This window comes from Sphingobium sp. B8D3B (genome assembly GCF_025961875.1).
GTDB lineage: Bacteria > Pseudomonadota > Alphaproteobacteria > Sphingomonadales > Sphingomonadaceae > Sphingobium.
This window is the reverse complement of record NZ_JAOQON010000001.1, coordinates 389,699-413,087: the sequence shown is the minus strand read 5'-3', so window position 1 is coordinate 413,087 and position 23,389 is coordinate 389,699. Positions and strand designations below refer to the sequence as shown.

Annotated in this window: 22 protein-coding genes and 1 tRNA gene; 8 read left to right on the top strand and 15 right to left on the bottom strand. The window is 64.5% G+C overall.

Annotated features, from left to right (window positions below; genetic code table 11):
• Nucleotides 1-33: 33 nt before the first annotated feature.
• Together glgB and M2343_RS01940 are read right to left on the bottom strand one after the other, a co-directional pair.
• On the bottom strand, nt 34-2,187 hold the full coding sequence (glgB, locus tag M2343_RS01945; protein WP_264575390.1) for a 1,4-alpha-glucan branching protein GlgB: 2,154 nt from the start codon (nt 2,185-2,187) through the stop codon (nt 34-36).
• Nucleotides 2,184-4,604 (bottom strand): glycogen/starch/alpha-glucan phosphorylase, encoded by a 2,421-nt coding sequence (locus M2343_RS01940; protein WP_264575389.1) that lies wholly within the window; start codon nt 4,602-4,604, stop codon nt 2,184-2,186. Before M2343_RS01940 ends, glgB begins: the two co-directional genes overlap by 4 nt.
• 367 nt (nt 4,605-4,971) lie before the next feature.
• Here M2343_RS01940 and M2343_RS01935 point away from each other — a divergent pair, with 367 nt between their 5' ends.
• Together M2343_RS01935 and M2343_RS01930 are read left to right on the top strand one after the other, a co-directional pair.
• A complete protein-coding gene (locus tag M2343_RS01935) occupies nt 4,972-8,193 on the top strand; it encodes a TonB-dependent receptor domain-containing protein (RefSeq protein WP_264575388.1) in 3,222 nt (1,073 codons plus the stop codon).
• Nucleotides 8,194-8,391: 198 nt separating this feature from the next.
• Complete coding sequence (locus M2343_RS01930; RefSeq protein ID WP_264575387.1) at nt 8,392-8,967, top strand: MarR family winged helix-turn-helix transcriptional regulator; 576 nt, start codon at nt 8,392-8,394, stop codon at nt 8,965-8,967.
• Between the two features lie 120 nt (nt 8,968-9,087).
• On the opposite strand, the gene M2343_RS01925 is transcribed toward M2343_RS01930, so the two are convergent.
• Nucleotides 9,088-9,173 (bottom strand) — tRNA-Tyr (locus tag M2343_RS01925).
• Between the two features lie 103 nt (nt 9,174-9,276).
• Between M2343_RS01925 and M2343_RS01920 the strand changes: the two genes are divergently transcribed.
• Genes M2343_RS01920 through M2343_RS01910 form a run of 3 tightly spaced genes read left to right on the top strand, consistent with a single transcriptional unit; the run spans nt 9,277 to nt 11,251 of the window.
• A complete protein-coding gene (locus M2343_RS01920; protein WP_264575386.1) occupies nt 9,277-10,029 on the top strand; it encodes a TrmH family RNA methyltransferase in 753 nt (250 codons plus the stop codon).
• A gap of 38 nt (nt 10,030-10,067) precedes the next feature.
• Nucleotides 10,068-10,841: a hypothetical protein gene (locus tag M2343_RS01915; RefSeq protein WP_319799382.1), complete on the top strand. Its 774-nt coding sequence runs from the start codon at nt 10,068-10,070 to the stop codon at nt 10,839-10,841.
• On the top strand, nt 10,838-11,251 hold the full coding sequence (locus M2343_RS01910; RefSeq protein ID WP_264575385.1) for a DUF2147 domain-containing protein: 414 nt from the start codon (nt 10,838-10,840) through the stop codon (nt 11,249-11,251). The genes M2343_RS01915 and M2343_RS01910 overlap by 4 nt, the downstream gene beginning before the upstream one ends.
• 40 nt (nt 11,252-11,291) lie before the next feature.
• Here M2343_RS01910 and M2343_RS01905 read toward each other — a convergent pair whose 3' ends face one another.
• Nucleotides 11,292-11,609, bottom strand: coding sequence for a 2Fe-2S iron-sulfur cluster-binding protein (locus tag M2343_RS01905; RefSeq protein ID WP_264575384.1), 318 nt, complete (start codon nt 11,607-11,609; stop codon nt 11,292-11,294).
• Nucleotides 11,610-11,703: 94 nt separating this feature from the next.
• Between M2343_RS01905 and M2343_RS01900 the strand changes: the two genes are divergently transcribed.
• Nucleotides 11,704-12,318 (top strand): DNA-3-methyladenine glycosylase family protein, encoded by a 615-nt coding sequence (locus M2343_RS01900; RefSeq protein ID WP_181560178.1) that lies wholly within the window; start codon nt 11,704-11,706, stop codon nt 12,316-12,318.
• Nucleotides 12,319-12,345: 27 nt separating this feature from the next.
• Here the strand turns inward: M2343_RS01900 and M2343_RS01895 are convergent, their stop codons facing one another.
• On the bottom strand, nt 12,346-12,639 hold the full coding sequence (locus tag M2343_RS01895; RefSeq protein WP_181560179.1) for a 4a-hydroxytetrahydrobiopterin dehydratase: 294 nt from the start codon (nt 12,637-12,639) through the stop codon (nt 12,346-12,348).
• Between the two features lie 57 nt (nt 12,640-12,696).
• Between M2343_RS01895 and ccmA the strand changes: the two genes are divergently transcribed.
• Nucleotides 12,697-13,311 (top strand): heme ABC exporter ATP-binding protein CcmA, encoded by a 615-nt coding sequence (gene ccmA / locus M2343_RS01890; protein ID WP_264577471.1) that lies wholly within the window; start codon nt 12,697-12,699, stop codon nt 13,309-13,311.
• The gene (locus M2343_RS01885; protein WP_264575383.1) at nt 13,308-13,949 is read left to right on the top strand and encodes a heme exporter protein CcmB; all 642 of its coding nucleotides are present in this window, start codon (nt 13,308-13,310) and stop codon (nt 13,947-13,949) included. Before ccmA ends, M2343_RS01885 begins: the two co-directional genes overlap by 4 nt.
• 242 nt (nt 13,950-14,191) lie before the next feature.
• On the opposite strand, the gene M2343_RS01880 is transcribed toward M2343_RS01885, so the two are convergent.
• From M2343_RS01880 to coxB, 10 genes are all read right to left on the bottom strand, one after another.
• Entirely contained in the window at nt 14,192-15,088 is an 897-nt protein-coding gene (locus M2343_RS01880) for a class I SAM-dependent methyltransferase (protein ID WP_264575382.1), read from the bottom strand.
• Between the two features lie 121 nt (nt 15,089-15,209).
• Nucleotides 15,210-16,613, bottom strand: a complete 1,404-nt coding sequence (thrC, locus tag M2343_RS01875; RefSeq protein ID WP_264573255.1) for a threonine synthase — start codon at nt 16,611-16,613, stop codon at nt 15,210-15,212.
• Between the two features lie 44 nt (nt 16,614-16,657).
• Nucleotides 16,658-17,296 carry an SURF1 family protein gene (locus M2343_RS01870; RefSeq protein ID WP_264575381.1) on the bottom strand — a complete coding sequence of 213 codons (639 nt, stop codon included), beginning with the start codon at nt 17,294-17,296 and terminating at the stop codon, nt 16,658-16,660.
• Nucleotides 17,293-17,721 (bottom strand): DUF983 domain-containing protein, encoded by a 429-nt coding sequence (locus tag M2343_RS01865; protein ID WP_264575380.1) that lies wholly within the window; start codon nt 17,719-17,721, stop codon nt 17,293-17,295. The genes M2343_RS01870 and M2343_RS01865 overlap by 4 nt, the downstream gene beginning before the upstream one ends.
• 137 nt (nt 17,722-17,858) lie before the next feature.
• On the bottom strand, nt 17,859-18,689 hold the full coding sequence (locus tag M2343_RS01860) for a cytochrome c oxidase subunit 3 (RefSeq protein ID WP_264575379.1): 831 nt from the start codon (nt 18,687-18,689) through the stop codon (nt 17,859-17,861).
• 53 nt (nt 18,690-18,742) lie between these two features.
• Nucleotides 18,743-19,318 (bottom strand): cytochrome c oxidase assembly protein, encoded by a 576-nt coding sequence (locus M2343_RS01855; protein ID WP_264575378.1) that lies wholly within the window; start codon nt 19,316-19,318, stop codon nt 18,743-18,745.
• An 11-nt stretch (nt 19,319-19,329) separates the two neighbouring features.
• Nucleotides 19,330-19,452: a hypothetical protein gene (locus tag M2343_RS01850; RefSeq protein ID WP_264570860.1), complete on the bottom strand. Its 123-nt coding sequence runs from the start codon at nt 19,450-19,452 to the stop codon at nt 19,330-19,332.
• Nucleotides 19,449-20,378: a heme o synthase gene (locus tag M2343_RS01845; RefSeq protein ID WP_264577470.1), complete on the bottom strand. Its 930-nt coding sequence runs from the start codon at nt 20,376-20,378 to the stop codon at nt 19,449-19,451. The genes M2343_RS01850 and M2343_RS01845 overlap by 4 nt, the downstream gene beginning before the upstream one ends.
• A 156-nt stretch (nt 20,379-20,534) precedes the next feature.
• Nucleotides 20,535-22,205 carry a cytochrome c oxidase subunit I gene (gene ctaD, locus M2343_RS01840; RefSeq protein WP_181560188.1) on the bottom strand — a complete coding sequence of 557 codons (1,671 nt, stop codon included), beginning with the start codon at nt 22,203-22,205 and terminating at the stop codon, nt 20,535-20,537.
• A gap of 11 nt (nt 22,206-22,216) precedes the next feature.
• Nucleotides 22,217-23,233: a cytochrome c oxidase subunit II gene (coxB, locus tag M2343_RS01835; RefSeq protein WP_264575377.1), complete on the bottom strand. Its 1,017-nt coding sequence runs from the start codon at nt 23,231-23,233 to the stop codon at nt 22,217-22,219.
• Between the last annotated feature and the right edge of the window lie 156 nt (nt 23,234-23,389).

The window sequence follows — 23,389 nt, the reverse complement described above, 5'->3', positions numbered from 1 at the left end:
TTCCTCTGGCGCGCCATTATGACGGCGGACGCCTCAATCCTCTCCGTGCAGCATGATTGTGGCGAGCGGCGGCAAGGTCATCCTCGCCACGCCTTTCTCGGCCTTCACCGCACCCAAATTCCCGACACCGCTGCCCCCATAGATCGCGGCATCGGTGTTCATCACCTCCTGCCAGATGCCATCATGCGGCAGCGGCACGCGATAATCATAATGCACCACCGGCGTCATGTTCGCGATCACCGCGACAGGCGCCGCGCCGGGTGCCTTGCGGACCCAGGCGAACACAGAATTCTCGCGATCGTCCACGATCAGCCATTCAAAGCCCTCGCCTTCGCAATCGCGCTGATACAGGGCGGGAAGAGACCGGTACAAACCATTGAGATCACGAATGAGCGTCCGGATGCCGGCATGGGCAGGCGCACCCAGCAGCTCCCAGTCAAGCGCCCGCGCTTCGCTCCACTCGCGGCGCTGGGCGAATTCCTGCCCCATGAACAGCAGCTTCTTGCCGGGATAGCCCCACATGAAGGCATAATAAGCGCGCAGATTGGCGAATTTCTGCCAATCGTCGCCGGCCATCTTGTTGAGCAGCGAGCCCTTGCCGTGGACCACCTCGTCATGGCTGAGCGGCAGCACGAAATTCTCGGTATAGGCGTAGGTCAGCCCGAAGGTGATCTCTTCGTGATGGTACCGCCGGTGGATCGGATCACGCGCCATGTAACTGAGCGTATCGTTCATGAAGCCCATGTTCCACTTGAACCCGAAACCCAGCCCATTGTCATGCACGGGATGCGTGACGCCCGGCCATGTGGTGGATTCCTCGGCAATCGTCATGATGCCGGGATGGGCGCCGTAGATCGCCTTGTTCATGGTCTGGAGGAAGGCTGCGGCCTCCCAGTTCTCGCGCCCGCCCTCCGCGTTGGGCACCCAAGCGCCCGGCTCGCGGCTATAGTCGCGGTGGAGCATCGAGGCGACGGCATCGACCCTTAATCCGTCGACATGGTAGCGCTCGGCCCAGAACAGAGCATTGTTGACGAGGAAGCTCGCCACCTCGCGCCGCCCGAAATTGTAGATCGCCGTATTCCAGTCCGGGTGGAAACCCTGGCGCGGGTCTTCATGCTCATAGAGCGCCGTGCCATCGAAGCGGGCCAGCCCGTGCGCATCGGTCGGGAAGTGCGCAGGCACCCAGTCGAGCAGCACGCCAAGGCCGGCGCGGTGGGCGCCATCGACAAAGCGGGCAAAGCCGGCCGGATCACCAAAGCGGGCCGACGGCGCGTAAAGGCCGGTGGTCTGGTAGCCCCAACTCGGGTCATAGGGATGCTCGGAGACCGGCAGGAATTCGATATGCGTAAAGCCCATGTCCGCGACATAGGGGATCAGTTCCTCGGCCATCCGGTCCCATGACAGGAACCAGCCGTCCTCATCCCGTCGCCAAGACCCGGGGTGAACCTCGTAGATGCTCACCGGCACACGGCGCGGATCGACCGAGGCCCAATGCGCGCGGTGGGCGGCATCCCCCCAGTCCGGCTTCGCAGGAGAGAAGGTCATCGACGCGGTTTTCGGACGAAGTTCGGAGGCGAAGGCGAACGGATCGGCCTTGAGCGGCTGGACCGTGCCGTCCGGCCCGACGATCAAATATTTATACGCCTCCCACGCCCCGAGGCCGGGCATGAAGATTTCCCACACGCCATTGTCGCTGCGGCGGCGCATCACATGGCGTTGGCCGTTCCAATCATTAAAGTCGCCGACCAGCGCCACGCGCTGTGCATTGGGCGCCCAGACGGCAAAGTGGACGCCACTGGCGCCTTCATGTTCAATGAGATGCGCGCCGAGCTTGTCGAACAATCGGAAGTGCGTGCCTTCCCCGATCAGCAGATCGTCGAGCGGCCCCAGGACCGGCCCGAAGCTATAAGGGTCCGTGATTGTCCACTCGGCCCCCTGCCCCTTCGCACGATAGCGCAAAGGCTGACGCGGTCCCGACACTGCGCCTTCGAACAGACCGCGCGCATCGACGCGCTCCAGCGTGCCCAGCCGCGTGCCCGCCAGATCATAGGCGTCCACCTGCTCGGCACCCGGAATGACCGCGCGCACGAATATGCCCGTCGGCCCTTCGTGCGGCCCGAGCAGCGAAAAGGGGTCGGCATGCGTGCCAGCCAGCAAGGCTTCAAGGGCCGCTTTGGGCGGCTTCACATAACTCCCCAGATGTCTTTGGCATATTCCGCGATGGTGCGGTCTGAGGAGAACCAACCAACGTTCGCAATGTTCCGCAGCGCTGCGCTTTGCCAACCGGCGGGGTTTGACCAGCGCGCATCGACAGCGCGCTGGGCCTGACTATAGCTCTCGAAATCGGCAGCGACCATGAACCAGTCATGGTCATAAAGGCCGCCGATCAGTTCGACATAACGGTTGGGGTCGTCCGGCGAGAAGACGCCCGAGGCAATCGCCGACACCGCCTGCTGCAACTCGCGCGACTCCTCGATGATCTGGCGCGGATTATAGCCATTGGCCCGCTGGTGCGCGACTTCATCCGCCGTCAGACCGAAAATGACGATATTGTCATCGCCCACCCGGTCCTTGATCTCGATATTGGCGCCATCGAGCGTGCCGATGGTCAGCGCGCCGTTGAGCGCGAACTTCATGTTGCCGGTGCCGGATGCCTCCATGCCGGCGGTGGAAATCTGCTCGGAGAGGTCGGCCGCCGGGATGATCTTCTCGGCCAGGCTCACATTGTAGTTCGGCACGAAGACGACCTTGAGCAACCCGCCCACCGAGGGGTCGCTGTTGATCCGCCGGGCGATGTCATTGGCCAGTTTGATGATGAGCTTGGCATTATGGTAGCTCGGCGCTGCCTTACCACCGAAAAGCTTGACGCGCGGCACCCAGTCGATCTCCGGATGGCTGCGGATCTGGTCGTACAGCGCCACCGTCTCGATGAGATTGAGGAGCTGGCGCTTATATTCATGGATGCGCTTGATCTGCACGTCGAAGAGCGCGGAGGGATCGAGGCGGATGCCCATATGCTCGCGCAGATGCTGCGTCAGCGCCTCCTTGTTGGCGCGCTTGATGGCGCCCAGCCGCTCGCCGAGCGCCGCGTCATCAGCGAACCGGTTCAGCTCGTGGAGCTTCTCGGCGTCGTCCATGAACCCGTCGCCGATCGTCTCGCGAATGAGCGCGGTGAGGCCGGGATTGCAGTCCAGCAGCCAGCGCCGAGGGGTGACGCCATTGGTCTTGTTATTGATCCGGTCCGGGTAGAGCCGGTGCAGATCGGCAAAGACGGTCTGCTTCATCAGCTCGGTGTGCAGCGCCGCGACGCCATTGACGCTGTGCGCGCCGGCGAAGGCGAGATTGGCCATGCGCACGCGGCGTTCGCCATTTTCGTCGATCACGGAAATGGCGGAGATGGCTGCATTATCGAGCTGCTTGCTAGCCCGCGCCTCCCGCAGCACCAGCGCATTGATGGCGTAGACGATCTGCATATGCCGGGGCAGCATCCGCTCGAACAGCGGCAGCGGCCAGCTCTCCAGCGCCTCGGGCAGCAGGGTGTGGTTGGTATAGCCGAATGTGGCGCGCGTGATGGTCCACGCCTCAGCCAGTTCGAGCCCGTGATCGTCCATCAGCAGGCGCATCAGTTCCGCGACGGACACCGCCGGGTGGGTATCGTTGAGCTGGATGGCGACCTTGTCCGGCAAGGTGCGGATGTCGCCATGATATTGCATGTGCCGCCGCACAATGTCCTGAATGGAGGCGGACGAGAAGAAATACTCCTGGCGCAGGCGCAGTTCCTGCCCGGCCTGCGTCGAATCCGCCGGATAGAGCACGCGAACCAGACTTTCGGCGCGCACCTGCTCGGCCAGCGCTCCGGCATGGTCACCGGCATTGAAGGCATCGAGCCGCAGCGGATCGACCGGGAAGGCATTCCACAGCCGCAGCGTGTTCACGCGACGTCCGCGCCAGCCGACCACGGGGGTGTCGACCGCCATGGCGATGACCTTCTCGGCCGGATGCCATTCGACGCGACCGTCGACATCGCCGACGACCTCGCCGCCGAAGCCGACGCGATAGGCGCTCTCCCGCCGCTCGAACTCCCACGGATTGCCGTGCGCCAGCCAGTTTTCCGGCAGTTCGACCTGCCAGCCATCATCGATGCGCTGGCGGAACATGCCGTTCACATAGCGGATGCCATAGCCATAAGCGGGGATGTCCAGCGTCGCGAGGCTCTCCATGAAACAAGCGGCGAGACGCCCGAGACCGCCATTGCCCAGCGCAGCGTCCGGCTCGATCTCGACGATCTCGTCCAGATCGACGCCATGCTCGGCCAGCGCCGCGCGCACCTCCTCGACCACGCCGAGATTACTCAGCGCATCGCGCAGCAGCCGACCGATCAGGAACTCGAGGCTGAGATAATAGACTCTCTTCGCACCTGCAGCATGAGCCGCCTTGGAAGATTCCATCCACCGCTCGATGATCTCGTCGCGCAGGGTATAGATCGTCGCGGCGAGCCAGTCGTGCGGCAGCGCAGCTTGACTATCCTTGCCAATCCGATGGACCAGCGCGTCGACAATCCGCATCTGAAGCGCCTTGTCCGACCTGCTGTCTCTGCTCGCCATTAGCCCTGCCCCTTTTCGATTCATGCCGCGTCGCGGAATCACCCATCGATAACACAGACGCACGCATGCGCCAGCCTTGCTTTCAATGCTTTTCGCGGAACGGCCGGACGGGTTGAGGCGCAATTTTCGATTGAATCTTAGTAGTTGCTGTCTGCATTTATTTGAATAGCATTCATTTGAAGCTGACCTTTCGAGTCGGCGACGCAGACGGGGAGGATATGGCTGCGCGGCACAGGTTCGCGCAGGCAGATGGCGTTCGCTCATTCGATGTTCCTGCGCACGATGACGCGTATCCACGCCGCTCACTCTTCCTCGAGAGACGACCACGCTGCGCGAATGGCTCGCGCGACGCAGGGGAGGAAGACTGATGAACCCACGAACTGACAGATGGACGGCGCGTGCCCTGATTAGTTGTACGGCACTCGCCTTTGCCTTCAACGCGCCAAGCCCGGCAAAGGCCCAGTCCACCGAGGCGGACGCGCAGGAGACGCAGGCGATCGTCATCACCGGATCGCGGATCGTGCGCCGCGATTATACCTCAGCGACGCCGCTGACCACCGTGACCAGCGACACCTTGCAGTCCTCATCGGATCTCAGCATCGACCAGGGGCTAAAGGAAATGCCGCAGTTCACCGGCGGCGTCGGCGCGACCGGTCGCGGCGGTGCCGGCCTGACCGGCCTGGCCGGATCTGACGTGCAGGCCACACCGACCAACAGCCCCGGTATCGCGACGCTCGACCTGCGCGGCATCGGCGCCAATCGAACGCTGGTCCTCCTGGATGGACGGCGCACTCAGCCGGCCAATGCGACACTGGTGGTCGACATCAACACCATTCCGAAGGCAGCGCTCGACAGCGTCGAGGTCATCACCGGCGGCGCGGGCGCAACCTATGGCGCGGATGCCGTTGCCGGCGTCGTCAATTTCAAGCTCAAGCGCGACTATTCCGGCGTCACGATCGATACCAGCATGGGAATCAGCGAACGTGGCGATGGCCGGCAGTTCGAGATATCCGCGCTTGTTGGTGGCAACTTCGCCAATGGACGCGGCGACGCCATGCTGGGCGTGACCTATCAGGACCGCGACATCATCTATCAGGCGGATCGCCCCTTCTATCAGGCCGGTTATACCGATCCCGCCAGCAGCGGCGGCGCGGTCTTCTTCGGCAGCAGCTTCGGCGTTACGCCGCGCACCAATACGACCGGCGTACCGGGCGTGGTGGCCGGCTTCGACTTTGGCGCACCAGCCGGCAACCCGTCCCAGGCGGCCGTCAATCAGGTGTTCGCGCGCTACGGCTTCGCGCCGGGCGAAGTCACGATTGCCGGGCCGGGGCTGTCGACCAGCTTCTTCTTCAACAAGGCGGCAAATCCGCTCGATGCCACGATCTTCTCGGGCGTCGTCGGCCGCGTGACAGGGGCGCCCGCACCCAACTACAACGGCACCGATCCCAATGTGAAAATCCTGGAGAACGGCAATGCCTCCTTCGTCAGCAAGGAAGGCTATCTCCAGTTGCCGCTGCGGCGAATTTCGTTCTTCGGCAGCGCGCATTACGACATCACGGACGACGTTACGGCCTATGTTCAGGCCAAGTTCGACCAGAACAATGTCCAGACCCAATCCACTTATGCCACGGCGTTCAGTCAACTGAATGCCGGTATCACTTTCGACGCCGCGACATGTGGCGCGGCGGTGGGGCATCCTGTGCCGCAGGACCTCTGCGACATCCTGCGCAGCCGCGCTCGCCCGAATGCGCCATGGTCGCTCAATCAATCGATGACGTTCATGGGCCCCTCGCGCACCGAAACGAACACCTATAATTATGAGGTGATTGGCGGCTTCCGCGGCAATGTCGGCATTCGCGACTGGACGTTCGATGTCTTCGGCGGTCACGGCAAGAGTTCGCAAGTTACGCGCTATGAGAATTTCATCGATCTGGATGCCTACCAGACGCTCATCGGCCTACCCAATTACGGCGCCGGAACAACCTTTCTGCACCCCAGCCTCGGCATGTCCGCAAGCTGCACGAGCGGCCTCAACCCGTTCACCACCGCCCCGGTCTCGCAGGACTGCCAAGACCTGATCCAAGCGAACATAAAGGCTGAGACGGTCGTCGGGCAGACGCAGGCTGAAGTGAACTTCCAGGGCGGACTGTTCGACCTGCCAGCCGGTGAAGTGCGCTTTGCGGCCGGCGCGTCCTATCGCGAGAACAACTTCTTCTATGAGCCCAGCGGCCCGCTCAACGCACAGACGATCAACAGCGGTGTCATCAGCCTGCCCGGCGTCTCGCGAACGGAAGGCAAGATCTTCGTCAAGGATTTCTACGGCGAGGTCCTCATTCCGCTTCTGTCCGATCTGCCCTTCGTTCAGGCACTGAACCTCAATGCGGGCTATCGTCACTCGAGCTACAACACGGCAGGCTCGGTCGGCACATGGAAAGTCATTGGCGACTGGGACGTGAATGACTGGCTGAAGTTGCGCGGCGGTTATCAGGTGGCCAATCGCGCACCGAACATCGCGGAAATCTTCCAGCCGGGCATCTACACCGTGGTCAACTGGCCCGGCGGCGACCCGTGCGCGACCCACGCCAACAATTCTGCTTATCCCGGCTATGGCAATCGCGCCGACAACCCGGATCGCGCGCAGGTTCTGGCACTCTGCTCCGCGATCTCAGGCGGCTTTCCGATCGGCCCGGATTTCGTCGGCAATCAGCCGCAGCTGTTCCCGCTCGGGCGGGATGTCACATTGGGCAACCCAGATCTCAAGTCCGAGGAAGCCCGCACCTTCACGGCCGGCATGATCATCCGCTCGCCATGGCGGGATTCCCCGTGGCTCAGCCGGCTGACCCTCTCGGTCGACTATTATAATATCAAGATCGCAGGCGCCGTGTCGACCCTGTCGACCGATTATGTCTACCGCCAGTGCTTCAACTTCGATGGCACAAGCAATCCCACTTACGATCCCGGCAACGAGTTCTGCACCCGGATCATCCGTGAGCCGCAAAGTGGCTTCTGGTCGGCGACCCGCGCCTTCTTCGAGAATCTGGGTAAAATCCACACCGCAGGTATTGACGCCAATCTTAATTGGACCGTCCCGGCGCCCGGGCTGTTCGGGGACGAGGGATCGTTCATCACCAATATCGCGTTCAACTATCTCGACAAGTTTGACGTTCAGAGCTTGCCGGGCGGGCCGACGGCCGATTACCGCGATACCATCGGCAGCAACCAGTATAGTGCGCAGTTCAAATGGAAGCTGTCGACCAATGTCGCCTATAATTTCGGCCCGGGGGCGATCAGCCTGACATGGCGTCATCTGCCCAAGGTTCGCTACTTCACCTACGCGACCAGCACGACGGCGACTGAGCTCCCAATCCCCGCCTATGACATCTTCGACCTCTCCGGGCGGGTCGCGGCGACATCCACCGTCGAGTTGCGGTTCGGCGTGGACAATCTGTTCGACAAGCAGCCCCCGCGCCTCGGCGTGCGGGCGGGCACGCTCGCGCAGGGAGGCTCTTCGCAATCCGGTGTCACGGACCCGAGTACCTACGATGTGCTTGGCCGGCGCTTCTTCCTCGGCGCCCGGTTGCGCTTTTGACGAGGGCGTGGCGGGCGCACTGGGCGTCCGCCACGCCTACTTGCCTCCCGGCGCACCCCTGAACGGTTGCAGACAAGGCAGTTCGCGCGGGCGGTTGCACATTGCTCACGCGCAAACTAATTTTGCGGACCGCAGAGATTTTTGCGACTTTTTGGGCGATCGCGCCCTTCTGGCAAGGTTACGAAGGAACGGCATCGCATGAAAAGCGCTCCCAAGACGGCAGGCAGCGAAGCTGAAATCTTCGGGAAGGTCCTGCCACCGAAATCGGGCTATCCTTCCCCGGACATGGCGCTGACCATCACCATTGTGATGCTGGCCCGCCGCTGGCGCGCGCTGGTCGATGAGAAGCTGCGGGATATCGGCCAGAGCGCATCGCGCATGGAGGCGATGTCCTCCATCGCCTATGCACCGCCCGGCACGACCCAGATCCAGATCGCCAAGCGCGTCGGGATCGAAGGCCCTACCCTCACCCGCACGCTGGACCTGCTGGAGGCCGAAGGGCTGGTGGAGCGGCTGCCCGACCCCAGCGACCGGCGCAACAAGCTGATGCGCCTGACGGCCGAAGGCTACCAGACGCTGGCCCATATGCTCCAAATCGCCGCCAGCCTGCGCGCGCATTTGCTTGAGGACGTCTCCGAGGAGAAGGTGCGGGAAGGCTATGACTTCTTCTCGATGCTGCTCCAACGCATCGAATCCGGGCTCGATCTGCCCGCCGATCAGATCGGCAAGCTGCCGGGATTCGCGAATGACGGACTGCCGCCCACGACCTGCTGACGATTTATGGGCTCGGATGGTCCGCGCCGGATAAGCGGGCCCACGGACAATGCAATCGATCGATTGCCAATGCGGGCACCCGTCCCGAAGGACGTGGTTTCAACTGATCATCATGGGAGATGGTGGAAGGGGCTGGATTCGAACCAGCGTACGCTCACGCGGGCAGATTTACAGTCTGCTGCCTTTAACCACTCGGCCACCCTTCCAGAGGCGCCTGACCCGGACGGCGGGGCCGTCAAACGGATTGGAGGCGGCTCAATGGCGAATGGGGCCTTGCCTGTCAATGCCATGGTGTGGAAAAGCGCACGCATGAAACGGGGACACAGAACAGGAAAGCCGAAAGGCGGGTATCCGAGGCTCTATGGGCGCCACGCCATCACGGCCGCGCTCGCCAATCCGGAGCGGGTGATTCGCAAGATCTGGGGCACGCGCGAGGCATTGGCCGCGCTCGATCTGCCGCCGGTGCTGCCGATCGTCTATTCGGACGTGGCGGATCTGGGCCGCATGGTGCCAGGCGACGCGCCACATCAAGGCCTTGTGGCCGAGGTGGAAGCGCTGGAGGACATCTGGCTCGGCGATCTGCTGGAACAGGGCGTGCCGGATGAACAGGCGCGCAGGCCGATCCTGGTGCTCGATCAAGTGACCGACCCGCACAATGTCGGCGCAATCCTGCGCTCGGCCGCCGCCTTCAATGCGCTCGGCATCGTGACGCAGGACCGCCATGCACCGCCCGAATCGGGTGTGATCGCGCGCGCGGCAGCCGGCGCGCTGGAAATCGTTCCCTGGGTGCGGGTGGTGAACCTCGCCCGCGCGCTCGATGAAATCGCCGAAGCCGGCTATTGGCGCATCGCGCTCGATGGCGACGCACGCGATACGATCGTCGGTGCGCTGGACAATACCACTCGCGTCGCGCTTGTGCTGGGCGCCGAAGGTGAAGGCCTGCGCCTGAACAGCGTCAATCATTGCGACATGGTCGCCCGCCTGCCGATCAGTCCGCGCATGGAGAGCCTCAACGTTTCCAACGCCGCTGCAATCGCGCTATACGCCTGCATTACGCGCTAGGCGCAAGCCTGGCGCCGTGCCTCGCGGGGGATGAGCGATTGACGAACCGGGCGATGATCACGCGCTGGCTGCTGGTGCTGATCGCGCCCCTGCTGCTTTCGAGCTGCCTGCTCGTGCCGACGCGATTCGCGGCGACGCTCGATATCAAGGCCGACCGCAGCTTCACCTTCGCTTATGTGGGTGAGGTACAGCTGCTCAAGAGCAGTCCGTCCGACATGACCGACGGACTGCTGGATGAAGACAGCGCAGCGGAGGACGACGCCACGGACGGGACGACGGACGATGCGCAGATGTTCAAGATCGCCAGCCAGCCGCAAAGCAAGAGCGGGACTGCGGACGACGCCGATGCCGACGATGAGGCGCAACTCCGGCGTCTCGCCGAGGCGCTGAGCAAGGAATATGGCTACCGTTCCGCGCGGTACATCGGCGACCGCAAGCTGGCCATCGATTACCGGATCAGCGGGCGGCTCGACCATGGCTTCGTTTTCCCGTTCAACCCGGATGGGGAAGTCGTCCTTCCCTTCCTCGCCATCGAACTGCGCGGCAAGGATCGCGTGCGCGTCAAAGCCCCCGGCTTTGCCAATGATGGCGATGCCGCTGCCCTGCCGATGGGCACCGCAAGCGGCCGGGAAAGTCCCGGCGGGCTTCTCGATGGCACATTCACGCTGACCACATCGGCAGAGATCGTCAGCCAGAATCAGGAAGAAGGCGCCGAAACCATGACGGATGGACAAAGACGGATCGTCTGGAAGGTCACCCCGGCCACCAGGGATGCACCGATGGCCGTGCTGCGCGTGGCGCCGCTGCCATGAGGGCGCGCGCAAGCCTTGCGCTGCTTGTCGTAAGCGCTGCCCTGTCTGCCAGCGCAGCCCGCGCTGCTGACAGCGAATCGTTCGGCATCTGGACCAATCCGCAGCGCAGCGTGCAGGTGCAGGCACATCGCTGCGGCACGGCGATGTGCGGGACGGTGATCCAGGCCAGCGAGAAAGCCCGCGCCGACGCGCGCAAGGGCGGCATGGACAGTCTGATCGGCGCGCGCCTGTTCAGCGGCTTCGTGCCCGAGAAGGAGAATGTCTGGCGGGGCAAGGTGTTGGTACCGGATATCGGCAAGACCTTTTCCGGCACCATCACCCTGGTCAACGAGCGGACGCTGAGCGCGCAAGGCTGCCTGATCGGCCGCATCGGCTGCCGATCACAGGTCTGGACCCGGGTGGATAACTAGACCCGGCGGGCGCCCCCTGGCGCGCACCGGGCCAAAGCGCTCAGTCTTCCGGCGCGATCGTGACGACCATGCCCTCAAGCTCCGAGCTGACCGGGATCTGGCAGGAGAGACGGCTGGAGGCATTGCGATGCTCGGAGCTGTCGAGCAGATCGTCCTCGTCGCCCTTGAGCGGCGGGAGCTTGTCCGCATAAGCCTCGTCCACATAGACATGGCAGGTTGCGCAGGAACAACAGCCGCCACAAATGGCCAGCAGTTCGTCGATTCCGTTGTCGCGTATCACTTCCATGACCGTGTGGCCATTCTGGGCCTCGATCTCGTGGCGCGCGCCGTCCCGTGTCACAACCGTCAATTGCGGCATTTTTATCTCCAAACCATGGTTTGGCTCGCTATGAGGGGCTGCTGGACAGAAATCAACCCGGCGACGCGCGCCGCTCTTTATCCTGGGACGAACCATGCTCGATGATGCCGCATTGCGGACTTCGCTGGATGCGCTGGCGGCAGATCAGCCCGCGATCGCCGCGTTGATCGAGCGGCTCGGTTACCCCCCATCCCGTCAGCGCGAACCGGGTTATGAAACGCTGCTGCGCACCATCGTCGGCCAGCAGGTGAGCGTCGCCGCGGCGGCCTCCGTATGGAGCAAGCTGGAAGCGGCGCTTGGCGCCGGCTGCGCGCCCGATGCCCTGCTGGCGCAGGATTTCGAGACGCTCCGCGCCTGCGGCCTCTCCCGCCAGAAACAGGGCTATGCCCGCAGCCTCGCGGAAATGGTGGTGAGCGGCGGACTGGACCTGCACGCCCTGCCGCAGGATGATGAGGAGGCCATCGCCGCGCTCGTGCGGATCAAGGGAATCGGCCGCTGGTCGGCGGAAATCTATCTGCTGTTCGCGGAAGGCCGCAGGGACATCTGGCCGGCGGGCGACCTCGCCGTGCAGATCGCGGTCGGGCAGATCATGGGCCTCGATGCGCGCCCGGCCGAACGCGAAACCCGCGCGCTGGCCGAGGCATGGCGTCCGCACCGCAGCGCCATGGCGCTGATGGCCTGGCACCATTATAACACCCCGGTCTTCTGATGCGCCGCGTCCCCAGCCCCCTCCCCGTCAGAGCAGCGCGTCGATTGCCGTGGCGAGGGCAATATCGCGCGCGCTCAGGCCCCCGGCATCATGGGTGGTCAGGCGAATATCCACGCGATTGTAGACGTTCGACCATTCCGGGTGATGATCGGCGCGTTCGGCCAGCAGGGCGACCTTGCTCATGAAACCGAAAGCGGCGACGAAATCATCGAACCGCAGGCTGCGCGAAATGCCGCTGGCATCATCCGACAGGCGCCAGGCCGGGAGGGTGCTGAGCGCTTGCGCGCGCTCCTCGTCGGAGAGACGGGCGATCCTTGGCATGGCGGTCTCCTTTTCGCGCGCCCCCTTCTCGGCCACGCGCGCATGGACCGTCAAGCCATGAGCGGCGCGGCGCTCCGGCTGGAGGATGTCGCCTGCCTGCGCGGGGGACGGCTGCTGTTCGCCGGCGTCAATCTCAGCCTGACGGCCGGCGGCAGCGCCCAGATCGCCGGGCCGAACGGCATCGGCAAATCGAGCCTGCTGCGCATCATTGCCGGGCTCCTGCGGCCCTTTGCGGGCACCGTGACCTGCGAGGGCGCCGTGGCGCTGACCGACGAGCTCGATGCGCTGGACCGGGACCGCACGGTGCACGATGCCCTCGCCTTCTGGGCCAAAGTGGATGAGGCGCCATTCGCGCGCATTGATGCCGCGCTCGATGACCTCGCCATTGCGCATCTGCGCGATATTCCGGTGCGGATGCTCTCAACCGGCCAGCGCAAGCGCGCCGCGCTGGCGCGCACGCTGATCACCGCGGCACCGATCTGGCTGCTGGATGAGCCGGCGAACGGCCTCGACGTCGCCTCGGCCGCGCAGCTCGGCCAGCTGGTGAACCGGCACCGTGCGCAGGGCGGCCTCGTGCTCGCGGCCTCGCATATGCCGCTTGCTTGGACGCAGGACGCGGTGATCGACCTTCATGCGCCGGCCCCGAATGCGGGCGGGGAGCGCGACGCATGATCGGCCCGATCATCCTGCGCGACCTTGGCCGGGCCTGGCGAAGTGGCGGCATCTGGCTGCCGCTGGCCTTTCTGCTGCTGATTGCGGCGCTCTTTCCCTTCGCGGTCGGCCCCAATGCCACGCTGCTCAGCCAGACCGGCGGAGGACTGCTATGGGTCGCGGCACTGCTGGCCAGCCTGCTGCCCATCGACCGGCTGATCGAGCCGGACCGCGACAGCGGTGTGATCGACCAGCTCGTGCTGCGCGGCGTGGGGGAAGGCACGATCCTGTTCGCCAAGGGCGTCGCGCATTGGCTGAGCTTCGGCCCGCCGCTGCTGATCGCCGCGCTGCCGGCCGGGGCGCTGCTCAAGCTGGAGCCGGAGATGCTGCGGCTGGTGATGGTCGGTCTGGCGCTCGGCACTCCCGGCCTTGCCGCGCTGGCTCTGCTGGTGGCGGCACTCACCGCGGGCCTGCGGGGCAGCGGCGCGCTCACCGGCCTGCTGGTGCTGCCGCTGGCGGTGCCGATCCTGATCTTCGGGGCCGGCGCCCTGCAATTTGGCGGAGACAGCGCGCTCAAGCTGGTGGCGGCCTGCTCGCTGTTACTGTGTGTGGTGGCGCCGGTGGCCGGCGGCGCGGCGCTAAGGGCGGGACGGGATTAGGTAGGGCGGGATTGAGGGGCGCGGCATACCAGGCCTTCCCTCTTCCCCGTTCATGTCGAGCGAAGTCGAGACACCAAGCACAGCGCTAGACGTGTCTCGACTTCAGCCTACGGCTGAAGTTTATCCTGAGCGCCCGCCCTGCGGGCAGTCGAAGGGCTCGACCCGAACGGAAAGGTGGGCAGGTTTACGCAGGCGCTTGCGGTGCGCTGACTCTACGAGCGAACCCCTCCCCCGAAAGCCCCTCAGTCCCGCGTCCAGCGCGCCCAGATTGCGGTGGGGAGCAGCAGCCCCCGCGCCTCTTCCCGCACGGCCAGCTCGCCGCATTCGATCCGTCCTGGCAGATCGCCCAGATGCGCGCGGAGCAGTTCACCGATTGCCAGGGCGGACATGCGCACGGCGTAGACCGTGAGGAACAGGAAGCGGCTCTCGCCATCCAGCAAGCGGCGGCAATCGGCGATCAGGCCGGGCAGGTCTTCCTCAAGCCGCCAGATCTCGCCATCCGGCCCTCGGCCATATTTGGGCGGATCGAGCAGGATGCCATGATAGCGCCGCTCGCGCCGCACCTCGCGTGCCACGAATTTGGCGGCATCATCGATGATCCAGCGGACGGGATTGCTCTCCATGCCGGAGAGCGCCGCATTGGCACGCGCCTGTGCCACCGACTTCTTCGAGGCATCGACATGCACGCACTGTGCCCCGGTCGCGGAGAGGGCCAGCGTGCCGACGCCGGTGTAGCCGAACAGGTTGAGGAAATGGGGCGCGTCGACGCCGTGCAGCCGCTCGCGCGCCCATTGCCAGACCGGCGCCATGTCCGGGAAGAATCCGAGATGGCGGAAGGGCGTGCAGTTCGCCTGAAAGCGCGCCTCCTCCCAGCGCAGCGGCCAGCCATCGCGCGGCACGGGCTTGTCAAAATGCCAGCGCCCGCCGCCATCCTCGTCCGATGCCGGAATGAAGCTGCCATGCGCGTCCCAATCGGCCTGCGCCGGCTGCCACATCGCCTGCGGCTCCGGACGAATGAAGCGATAGGGGCCGTAGCGCTCCAGCTTGCGGCCGGCGCCGCTATCGATGAGGCCGTAATCGCCCCATGGCTCGCCGACCATTGTGGTGAGCGGGAGGGTGGGTGGCAGGGTTATAGACATCTAGCCCCTCCCCTTCACGGGGGGGGGTCGGAGGTAGGTGCTTACGTAGCGCTCTGGAGCCGACGTAGCCGACACCACCCCAACCCCTCCTCTGAAGAGGAGGGGCTTCAGAAAGGACGCTCTACCCACGGCGCGGCGTGGCGCGTTCCGCGATATATTCGGTGACCGCCTCGAACGTGCCGGGCAGCGTCACATAGCGCTCCTCGCGCCCGAACAGATCGCCCACGCGTGACGGCAGCGAGGGACGCACGCCGGTGGCGCGTTCCACGGCATCGCGGAACTTGGCGGGATGCGCCGTCGCAAGCGTCACCACCGGCACGGACGGATCGAGCGGCACGGCATGGGCCGCAGCGAGGCCGACCGCGCTGTGCGGGTCGATGACCTGAGAGGCCGCATCATAAGCCCAGCGCATCGCCCGCGACATGTCGTCGCCATCGACGCGCGCGGACGAGAAGAGCTTGGACGCCCCGTCGCGCTGCGCGTTCGTGAGGCGCATGGCCTTTGTCGCCTCGAATCCTTTCATCTGCTCAGCCAGCGCCAGACCATCGCGCCCGCCAAGATCGAACAGTAGGCGCTCGAAATTGGAGGAGACCTGGATGTCCATGCTGGGCGTGGCCGTCGGCACGACGCCTTCCTGGCTGTAGTCGCCCTGCGAGAGCGCCCGGTGGAGAATGTCGTTCACATTGGTCGCGACGATCAGCCGCTCGATGGGGAGACCCATGCGCGCTGCGACATAGCCGGCGAACACATCGCCGAAATTGCCGGTCGGCACCGAGAAGGCGACCTGCCGATGCGGCGCGCCGAGGCGCACGCCGACATAGATATAATAGACCACCTGCGCCACGAGTCGCGCCCAGTTGATGCTGTTCACCGCCGACAGATCGAAGCGGCCGGCGAACTCGGCATCATTGAACATGCGCTTCACCAGTGCCTGCGCATCGTCGAAGCTGCCCTCGATGGCGATGTTGTGGACGTTGGGCGCCAGCACCGTCGTCATCTGCCGGCGCTGCACATCCGACACGCGATCTGCGGGATGGAGCATGAAGATGTCGATCTTGGCACGGCCCGCGACGGCATCGATCGCCGCTGAGCCGGTGTCGCCGGATGTGGCACCCACGATCGTCAGATGCGTGTCGCGCCGGCTGAGGAACTTCTCGAACAGCAGGCCGAGCATCTGCAGCGCAACGTCCTTGAACGCTAGTGTCGGCCCGTGGAACAGCTCAAGCAGCCAGTGCTGATGATCGAGCTGCACCAGCGGCGTCACCGCGGCGTGGGAGAAGCGGCCATAAGCCTGCGTGCAAAGCTCCCGCAGCTCGTCTTCGCTCAGGCAATCGCCCACGAACGGGCGAATGACGCGCACGGCGGTCTCGACGTAAGAGAGGCCGCGCATGGCCTCCAGCTCGTCGGCGGAAAAGCTGGGCCAATGCTCGGGCAGATACAGCCCGCCATCGCTCGCCAGCCCTGCCAGCGTTGCGCCCTCGAAATCCAGCGCAGCCGCGCGTCCCCTGGTGCTCACATATTGCATGACCGGCCCTTAGCCTTGTGGCTGCCGTAGCGCAACGGAGTGGATCAACCCTCGCGCGCTTCGCCCCGCCAGCGCTTGCGCAGGGCGAGCGCATAGATCACCAGCGCGATGGTGGCGAACAGGAACCACTGCACCGCGTAGGAGCGGTGATTATTGGGCACCGACGACGGATCGGGCGGCGCGGAGGCGAGCAGGCCGGGCGCCGGCTCCTCCGCGACGATCATCAGCCGCAAGGGCGATGCCTTGCCCTGCACACGGGCCAGCAGTGAGGAATTGTCCGGCTCATGGGTGGCTGTGCCAGTCACCGGGCCGCCCTGCCAGTCGGTCTTGCCATCCGGTCGCACGCTCACGCCCATGTCCACCACAAGTCCCGGCCCTTCGGCACCGGTCGCGCAATATGCGATGTGCCGCCATCCGGTCTCGCCGCTGCGCGCCCGACCACCGATCACCTGCCAGTCGACCACGCGCAGGCACTGGGCCGCGAGACGGCGGAACATGTAGCTTTGATCAGTGGGGTTCTGCCGGGGAAAGGCTGTGAGCGGCAGATGCAGATTCGCACGCCAGGCATCCAGCGCGGCTTCCTTCTGATGCGCACGGCCGATCTGCCAGATACCCAGCGCGATCATCACGGCGACGGCGAGGCCGACCAGCACGGTCGGCACCAGCGGCACGCGGCGGCTCATGGCGCGCCCTCGCCCGGCTGACGCGGATCGGCAATGCGTCCCTCGCGCGCCTTGTTGCGATATTCGATGATCAGCAGCGCTGCCTTGGACAGGCGCAGACAGCCGATGACCAGCGCGGAGGTGAGCGGCACCCAGAGCAGGATATGCACCCAGAATGGCGGATCGGCGGCCAGTTGGACCATCAGAGCCAGCGCCGTGACCAGCCCGCCGACGATCAGAATGAGGAAGGCCGCCGGGCCATCCCCGACATTGAACGCGGCCAGATCCAGCCCGCAGGCCCGGCAGCGCGGCGCGAATCGCACCCAGCCATCGAACAGCGGCCCGACGCCGCAGCGCGGGCAGCGGGCCTTGACGCTCGCCTGGACCAGATAAGCCGGTGTGACCGCGGCTGCCTTTGGCGCCTCTGCGGGCTTAGTCTCGCTCATCCATCCTGTCCTTCGCAAATGCCGCGTGCCGAAAACGAAGCGACGCGCGGAAGGGCTTTCCGCGCGTCGCCTTTGCTATCGATAAATGAGGAGCGAGCATGGGCCTTGGCGCCGCACATGCTGTGCTCCCCGGCCGATCAGCCCGCGTGCATCGGGGCTCCCCAGCCGCCCCACACATAGATGGAGACGAACAGGAACAGCCACACCACGTCGACGAAGTGCCAGTACCAGGCGGCCGCCTCGAAGCCGAAGTGCTGGCTCGGCGTGAAGTGACCCTTATAGGCCCGCACCTGGCAGACGATCAGGAAGATCGTGCCGACCAGAACGTGGAAGCCGTGGAAACCGGTCGCCATGTAGAAGGCCGAGCCATAAGGCGTCGTGCCGAAGGCAAACGGCGCATGCGCATATTCATAGGCCTGCACGCAGGTGAAGACGATGCCGAGGATGATCGTGAGCCACAGGCCCTTCTTCAGGCCGTCCCGGTCGCCGTGGATGATCGCATGGTGCGCCCAGGTGATGGTGGTGCCCGAGCAAAGCAGGATCAGCGTGTTGAGGAGCGGCAGCTCGAAGGGATTGAGAACCTCAATGCCCTCGGACGGGAACAGGCCGTCGATCGGCGGCAAGGCCGTCGGGAAGAGGCTGAAATCGAAGAACGCCCAGAACCAGCCCACGAAGAACATGACTTCCGAGGCGATGAACAGGATCATGCCGTAGCGCAGGTGAAGCTGCACGACTGGCGTGTGATCGCCGGCATGCGCCTCGCGAATAACGTCCGCCCACCAGAAGAACATGGTGGCGAGCACGCCGGCCAGACCGAGGAAGAAGCCCGCGCCGCCCCAGCTGCCCATTTCAGAGGGGTGCATCCAGGCAACGGCGCCCAGCGCCATCACCAGGGCCGACATCGAGCCCATCAACGGCCAGAAACTGGCGGGGAGAATGTGATAATCGTGATTCTTGGCGCCGGCCATATCGTATTCCCTGTATCTAAGCGCTTTATCCGAGCGCTCGTTTGCGCGCTTCTTTAGCTCTGGTCATCCGGCTTCTCAACCGGATAGAATGTGTAACTCAGCGTGATTTCCTGGACGTCCTTGCCGTCAGAATCATCAAGGAACGCCTTGTCGACATAGAACAGCACGGGCATCCGCACCTGCTGCCCCGGCTGCAAGGTCTGCTCCGTAAAGCAGAAGCACTGCACCTTGCTGAAATATTTGCCGACATATTCGGGCGTGACGTTGAACACGGCCCGCCCGGTGACCGGCTTGTTCGAGGTGTTCTTGGCGATGAAGATCGCCATCGACTTGCCACCGACGCCCACGGTCACGCGGCGCTTCTCGGGGTAGAATTCCCACGGGATGCCGCCGCCGATATTCGAGTCGAACCGAATCGACAGCTGCCGGCCCTGCGTCTGCAGCGAGACCGCCTGGGCGGCCTCTGCGGCATCGACGCGCTGGGTGGTGCCGCCGAAACCGGTGACCTGACAGAAGAGCCGGTACAGCGGGACCGCCGCGAAGCCGAGGCCAAGCATCGCCACCGCCACCAGCGCCGCCAGCAGGGCTGTCTTGCGGTTACTCACGCGCTTTCCGGCAATCGTCGTCATCGCGCCGCTCCTCAGGCCATTTTCGCGATGGTGATCGCGAAGAAAAGCACGACCAATGCGGCAAGGATCCACGCCATGATCCGCGCCCGCGCCCGCTGGCGCTCCTGAATGAGTTTCTGGTCTTCAGGGGTCATGCCGCATACACCCAATGGTCGACGACAACCGCGCCGAAGAGCAGGAAAAGATAGAGAACCGAATATTTGAACAGCCGCCGCTCCGGCTTCATTTGGGCGGGATCGCTCTCCCGGCGCAGCGAGACCTGCAGGGCCATGGCCGCGAACACCGCTGTCGCCAACAACGCAGTCAGTCCATAGATCGGGCCGGTCAGCCGCAACACCACCGGCGCCAGCGCGGCGACGCCCATGATGCTGGTATAGCCCAGGATCTGGCGGCGGGTGGTCACCTCCCCGGCCACCACCGGCAGCATCGGGATGCCGGCATTGGCGTAATCCATCCGCACGAACAGCGCGAGCGACCAGAAGTGCGGCGGGGTCCAGAAGAAGATCAGCATGAACAGAGCGATGGGCAGCAGCGCCACATCGCCCGTCACCGCCGCCCAGCCGATCAACGGCGGAAAGGCACCGGCCGCACCACCGATCACGATATTCTGCGCCGTGCGTGGCTTGAGCCAGATGGTGTAGATGAACACATAGAAGAGGATCGACGTCGCCAGGATGCCGGCGGCGAGCCAGTTGGTCGCAAAGCCCATCAGAAGCACGGAAAAGGCAGCGAGGCCGACGCCGAAATGCAGCGCCGTTTCCCGGCTCATCCGGCCGGCCGGCAGCGGACGACCTGCGGTGCGCTTCATCTTCGCGTCGCGGTCGACTTCATACCATTGATTGAGCGCACCAGCCGCACCGGCGCCGAGCGCGATGCAGAGAATGGCGGTAAAGGCGAGCACCGGAGACAGGCTGCCGGGTGCGACCAGCAATCCGCACAGGCCGGTGAAGACGACGAGCGTCAGCACGCGCGGCTTAGTCAGCGCGAGCAGATCGCGCCAGTCCGCCGGGAGCGGAACCGTCGACCCGCCAAGCGGAGACTGTTGTGGCGCGGTGCCCATGATCGATGCCTTGCTCGCCAAAACCTCTGACCTTGCGTTCAGTTCAACTCGTCAGTTCATACCGCAAGCGGGAGCGCTTGCGCGCCCCCGACCGCCATCTTGTCTGTTCAAGCCGCCATCCTGAAGACGGCGGCTCGCGGTGAAACCCGCTGCCGATCAATCGATGACCGGCAGGGTTTCAAACTGGTGGTACGGCGGCGGGCTGGACAGGGTCCATTCCAGCGTCGTGGCACCCTCGCCCCACGGATTGGCAGCGGCCTTCTTGCCGGCCAGCAGCGAGATGAAGACGTTCACGAAGAAGATCAGAACGCCCACGCCCATGATCGCATAACCGAACGAGGCGATGCCGTTCCAGTATGCCAGCGCATCGGTGTAGTCCGGCACGCGGCGCTGCATGCCGCTCATGCCCAGGAAGTGCATCGGGAAGAACATGATGTTCACGCCGATGAAGAACACCCAGAAGTGAAGCTGACCCAGGAACTCGTTGTACATCTTCCCGAACATCTTCGGGAACCAATAGTAGAAGCCTGCGAACAGCGAGAACACGGCACCGAGCGAGAGCACATAGTGGAAGTGCGCGACCACATAATAGGTGTCGTGCAGGTTATCGTCGATGCCGCCATTGGCGAGCACCACGCCGGTCACGCCACCCACGGTGAACATGAAGATGAAGCCAAGCGACCAGACCATGGGGGTCTTGAAGCTCATCGAGCCGCCCCACATCGTGGCGATCCACGAGAAGATCTTCACGCCGGTCGGCACCGCGATGACCATGGTGGCGGCCGTGAAGTACATCTTCATGTTCACGGTCATGCCGGTGGTGAACATGTGGTGCGCCCACACGATGAAGCCGACGACGCCGATGGCGACCATGGCATAGGCCATGCCGAGATAACCGAAGACGGGCTTGCGGCTGAAGGTGGAGACGATCTGGCTGACGATGCCGAAGCCCGGCAGAATCATGATGTACACTTCGGGGTGGCCGAAGAACCAGAACAGGTGCTGATAGAGAACCGGGTCGCCGCCGCCGGCCGCGTCATAGAAGACGGTGCCGAAGTTACGATCGGTCAGCAGCATGGTGATGGCCGCGGCCAGCACGGGCAGTGCGAGCAGCAGAAGGAAGGCGGTAACCAGCACCGACCACACGAACAGCGGCATCTTGTGGATGGTCATCCCCGGTGCGCGCATGTTGAAGATGGTGGTGATGAAGTTGATCGCGCCCAGGATCGAGCTGGCGCCCGCGATGTGCAGCGAGAGAATCGCCATGTCGACCGCCGGACCAGGGCTGCCGCTGGTGGACAGCGGGGCATAGACGGTCCAGCCGGTGCCCGCGCCATTGCCGGTGCCGCCGGGCACGAAGGCCGAGCCAAGCAGGAGCAGGAAGGCAGGGATGAGCAGCCAGAAGCTGATATTGTTCATCCGCGGGAAGGCCATGTCTGGCGCGCCGATCATGATCGGGACGAACCAGTTGCCGAAGCCGCCGATGATCGCCGGCATCACCATGAAGAACACCATGATGAGGCCGTGGGCCGTGATCAGCACGTTCCAGAGGTGATAGGCCTGATCGATCGTCGCATCGGGACCGTCCGCGAAGGTGGCCCAATGCTGGAGATACTGAATACCCGGCTCAGCCAGCTCGAGACGCATGAGGCCCGAGATGGCGCCGCCAATGACGCCGGCCATGATCGCGAAGATCAGGTAAAGCGTGCCGATGTCCTTGTGGTTCGTCGACATGAACCAGCGGACGAAGAAGCCCGGCTTGTGATCGGCATCATGATCGCCATGGGCGTGCGCCCCGTGGAAATCGTCTGCGGTTGTGGTGCTCATCTTGGAAGTCCTCAGGATGCAGTCGCGGGCGCCGCAGCGGGCGTCTCGGCGTTGGCGGGAGCAGGAGCGGCGGCGGGTGCTTCAGCGGCAGCGGCAGGCGCGGCTGCGTCACCCGGCATCTGGCCACCCTGCGAGCGGACCCACTGTGCGAACCGCTCGGGGCTCACCGCTTCGATCGAGATCGGCATGAAGCCATGGCGTGCACCGCACAGCTCCGAGCAGACGCCATAATAGACGCCTTCCTTCTCGATGGTGAAGGTCTTCTCGTTGAGACGACCCGGCACAGCATCTTCCTTCACCCAGAAGGCGGGAATCGAGAAGGAGTGGATCACGTCAGCCGCGGTGATGATCGCCTTGATGGGCACGCCGACCGGCAGGACGACGCGATTGTCGACCCCGAGCAGGCGGGGTTCGCCCCGCTTGAGCGCTTCTTCAGGCGGCAGCATGTTGGAGACATATTCGCCGATGCCGAGATCGGGATACTCATAACCCCAGTACCACTGATAGCCGGTCACCTTGAGGGTGATGGCGTTGGCGGGGGCCGGCTTGAACTGCTTGGCCAGCAGGTCGATCGACGGAATGGCGATACCGATGAGGATCAGCACCGGTGCCAGCGTCCAGACGATCTCGATCGCCGTGTTGTGCGAGGTGCGCGAGGGCACCGGGTTGGCGGCGCGACGATAGCGCACCACGACCCAGAGCAGCAGCCCGAGCACGAACAGCGAGATAACCGTGATGACCGGCAGCAGAATCACATTGTGCATCCACAGCGCATAATTGCCCGTGGAGGTCACCTGCTTCTGGAAGGTCGTCTCGCCCACGGCGGGCTGGCCGACGCCTTCGACCGGCGCAGCATGATCGAACGCCGGCGCGGCGGGAGCTGCGGGCGCAGCGGCGGCCGCCGGTGCGCCCGCAGCTCCCGCCGCGGGTGCAGCAGCCTGTTCTGCCTGCCCGAAAGCGGAAGATGGCGCGAGCGTGCTCAGTCCGAGCGCGATCGCCACCATGAAGCCATTGATTCTTCTAGTCATGCGGTCGACCTGCCTTCAATTTCAGGCCGCTAGCGAAAGACATCGACTGCGGCCCCCCTCATTGATCTTGCGGCCCCTATACGCAGCCAGCCTCCCAGCCTCAAGCGCAGAAATTGCCCGAATGCCAGCCGTTGATTGTCAGCCCGTCCGCCGCTA

Bases quoted from the DNA above. Each gene is read 5' to 3' on its own strand.
- ctaD (WP_181560188.1), bottom strand. From the start codon at position 22,205: ATGAGCACCACAACCGCAGACGATTTCCACGGGGCGCACGCCCATGGC.
- thrC (WP_264573255.1), bottom strand. From the start codon at position 16,613: ATGCAATATGTGAGCACCAGGGGACGCGCGGCTGCGCTGGATTTCGAG.
- coxB (WP_264575377.1), bottom strand. From the start codon at position 23,233: ATGACTAGAAGAATCAATGGCTTCATGGTGGCGATCGCGCTCGGACTG.
- M2343_RS01845 (WP_264577470.1), bottom strand. From the start codon at position 20,378: ATGGGCACCGCGCCACAACAGTCTCCGCTTGGCGGGTCGACGGTTCCG.
- M2343_RS01885 (WP_264575383.1), top strand. From the start codon at position 13,308: ATGATCGGCCCGATCATCCTGCGCGACCTTGGCCGGGCCTGGCGAAGT.
- ccmA (WP_264577471.1), top strand. From the start codon at position 12,697: ATGAGCGGCGCGGCGCTCCGGCTGGAGGATGTCGCCTGCCTGCGCGGG.
- M2343_RS01880 (WP_264575382.1), bottom strand. From the start codon at position 15,088: ATGTCTATAACCCTGCCACCCACCCTCCCGCTCACCACAATGGTCGGC.
- M2343_RS01940 (WP_264575389.1), bottom strand. From the start codon at position 4,604: ATGGCGAGCAGAGACAGCAGGTCGGACAAGGCGCTTCAGATGCGGATT.
- M2343_RS01920 (WP_264575386.1), top strand. From the start codon at position 9,277: ATGAAACGGGGACACAGAACAGGAAAGCCGAAAGGCGGGTATCCGAGG.
- M2343_RS01930 (WP_264575387.1), top strand. From the start codon at position 8,392: ATGAAAAGCGCTCCCAAGACGGCAGGCAGCGAAGCTGAAATCTTCGGG.
- M2343_RS01865 (WP_264575380.1), bottom strand. From the start codon at position 17,721: ATGAGCGAGACTAAGCCCGCAGAGGCGCCAAAGGCAGCCGCGGTCACA.
- M2343_RS01870 (WP_264575381.1), bottom strand. From the start codon at position 17,296: ATGAGCCGCCGCGTGCCGCTGGTGCCGACCGTGCTGGTCGGCCTCGCC.
- M2343_RS01935 (WP_264575388.1), top strand. From the start codon at position 4,972: ATGAACCCACGAACTGACAGATGGACGGCGCGTGCCCTGATTAGTTGT.
- M2343_RS01850 (WP_264570860.1), bottom strand. From the start codon at position 19,452: ATGACCCCTGAAGACCAGAAACTCATTCAGGAGCGCCAGCGGGCGCGG.
- M2343_RS01900 (WP_181560178.1), top strand. From the start codon at position 11,704: ATGCTCGATGATGCCGCATTGCGGACTTCGCTGGATGCGCTGGCGGCA.
- M2343_RS01910 (WP_264575385.1), top strand. From the start codon at position 10,838: ATGAGGGCGCGCGCAAGCCTTGCGCTGCTTGTCGTAAGCGCTGCCCTG.
- M2343_RS01855 (WP_264575378.1), bottom strand. From the start codon at position 19,318: ATGACGACGATTGCCGGAAAGCGCGTGAGTAACCGCAAGACAGCCCTG.
- M2343_RS01895 (WP_181560179.1), bottom strand. From the start codon at position 12,639: ATGCCAAGGATCGCCCGTCTCTCCGACGAGGAGCGCGCGCAAGCGCTC.
- M2343_RS01905 (WP_264575384.1), bottom strand. From the start codon at position 11,609: ATGCCGCAATTGACGGTTGTGACACGGGACGGCGCGCGCCACGAGATC.
- M2343_RS01860 (WP_264575379.1), bottom strand. From the start codon at position 18,689: ATGGCCGGCGCCAAGAATCACGATTATCACATTCTCCCCGCCAGTTTC.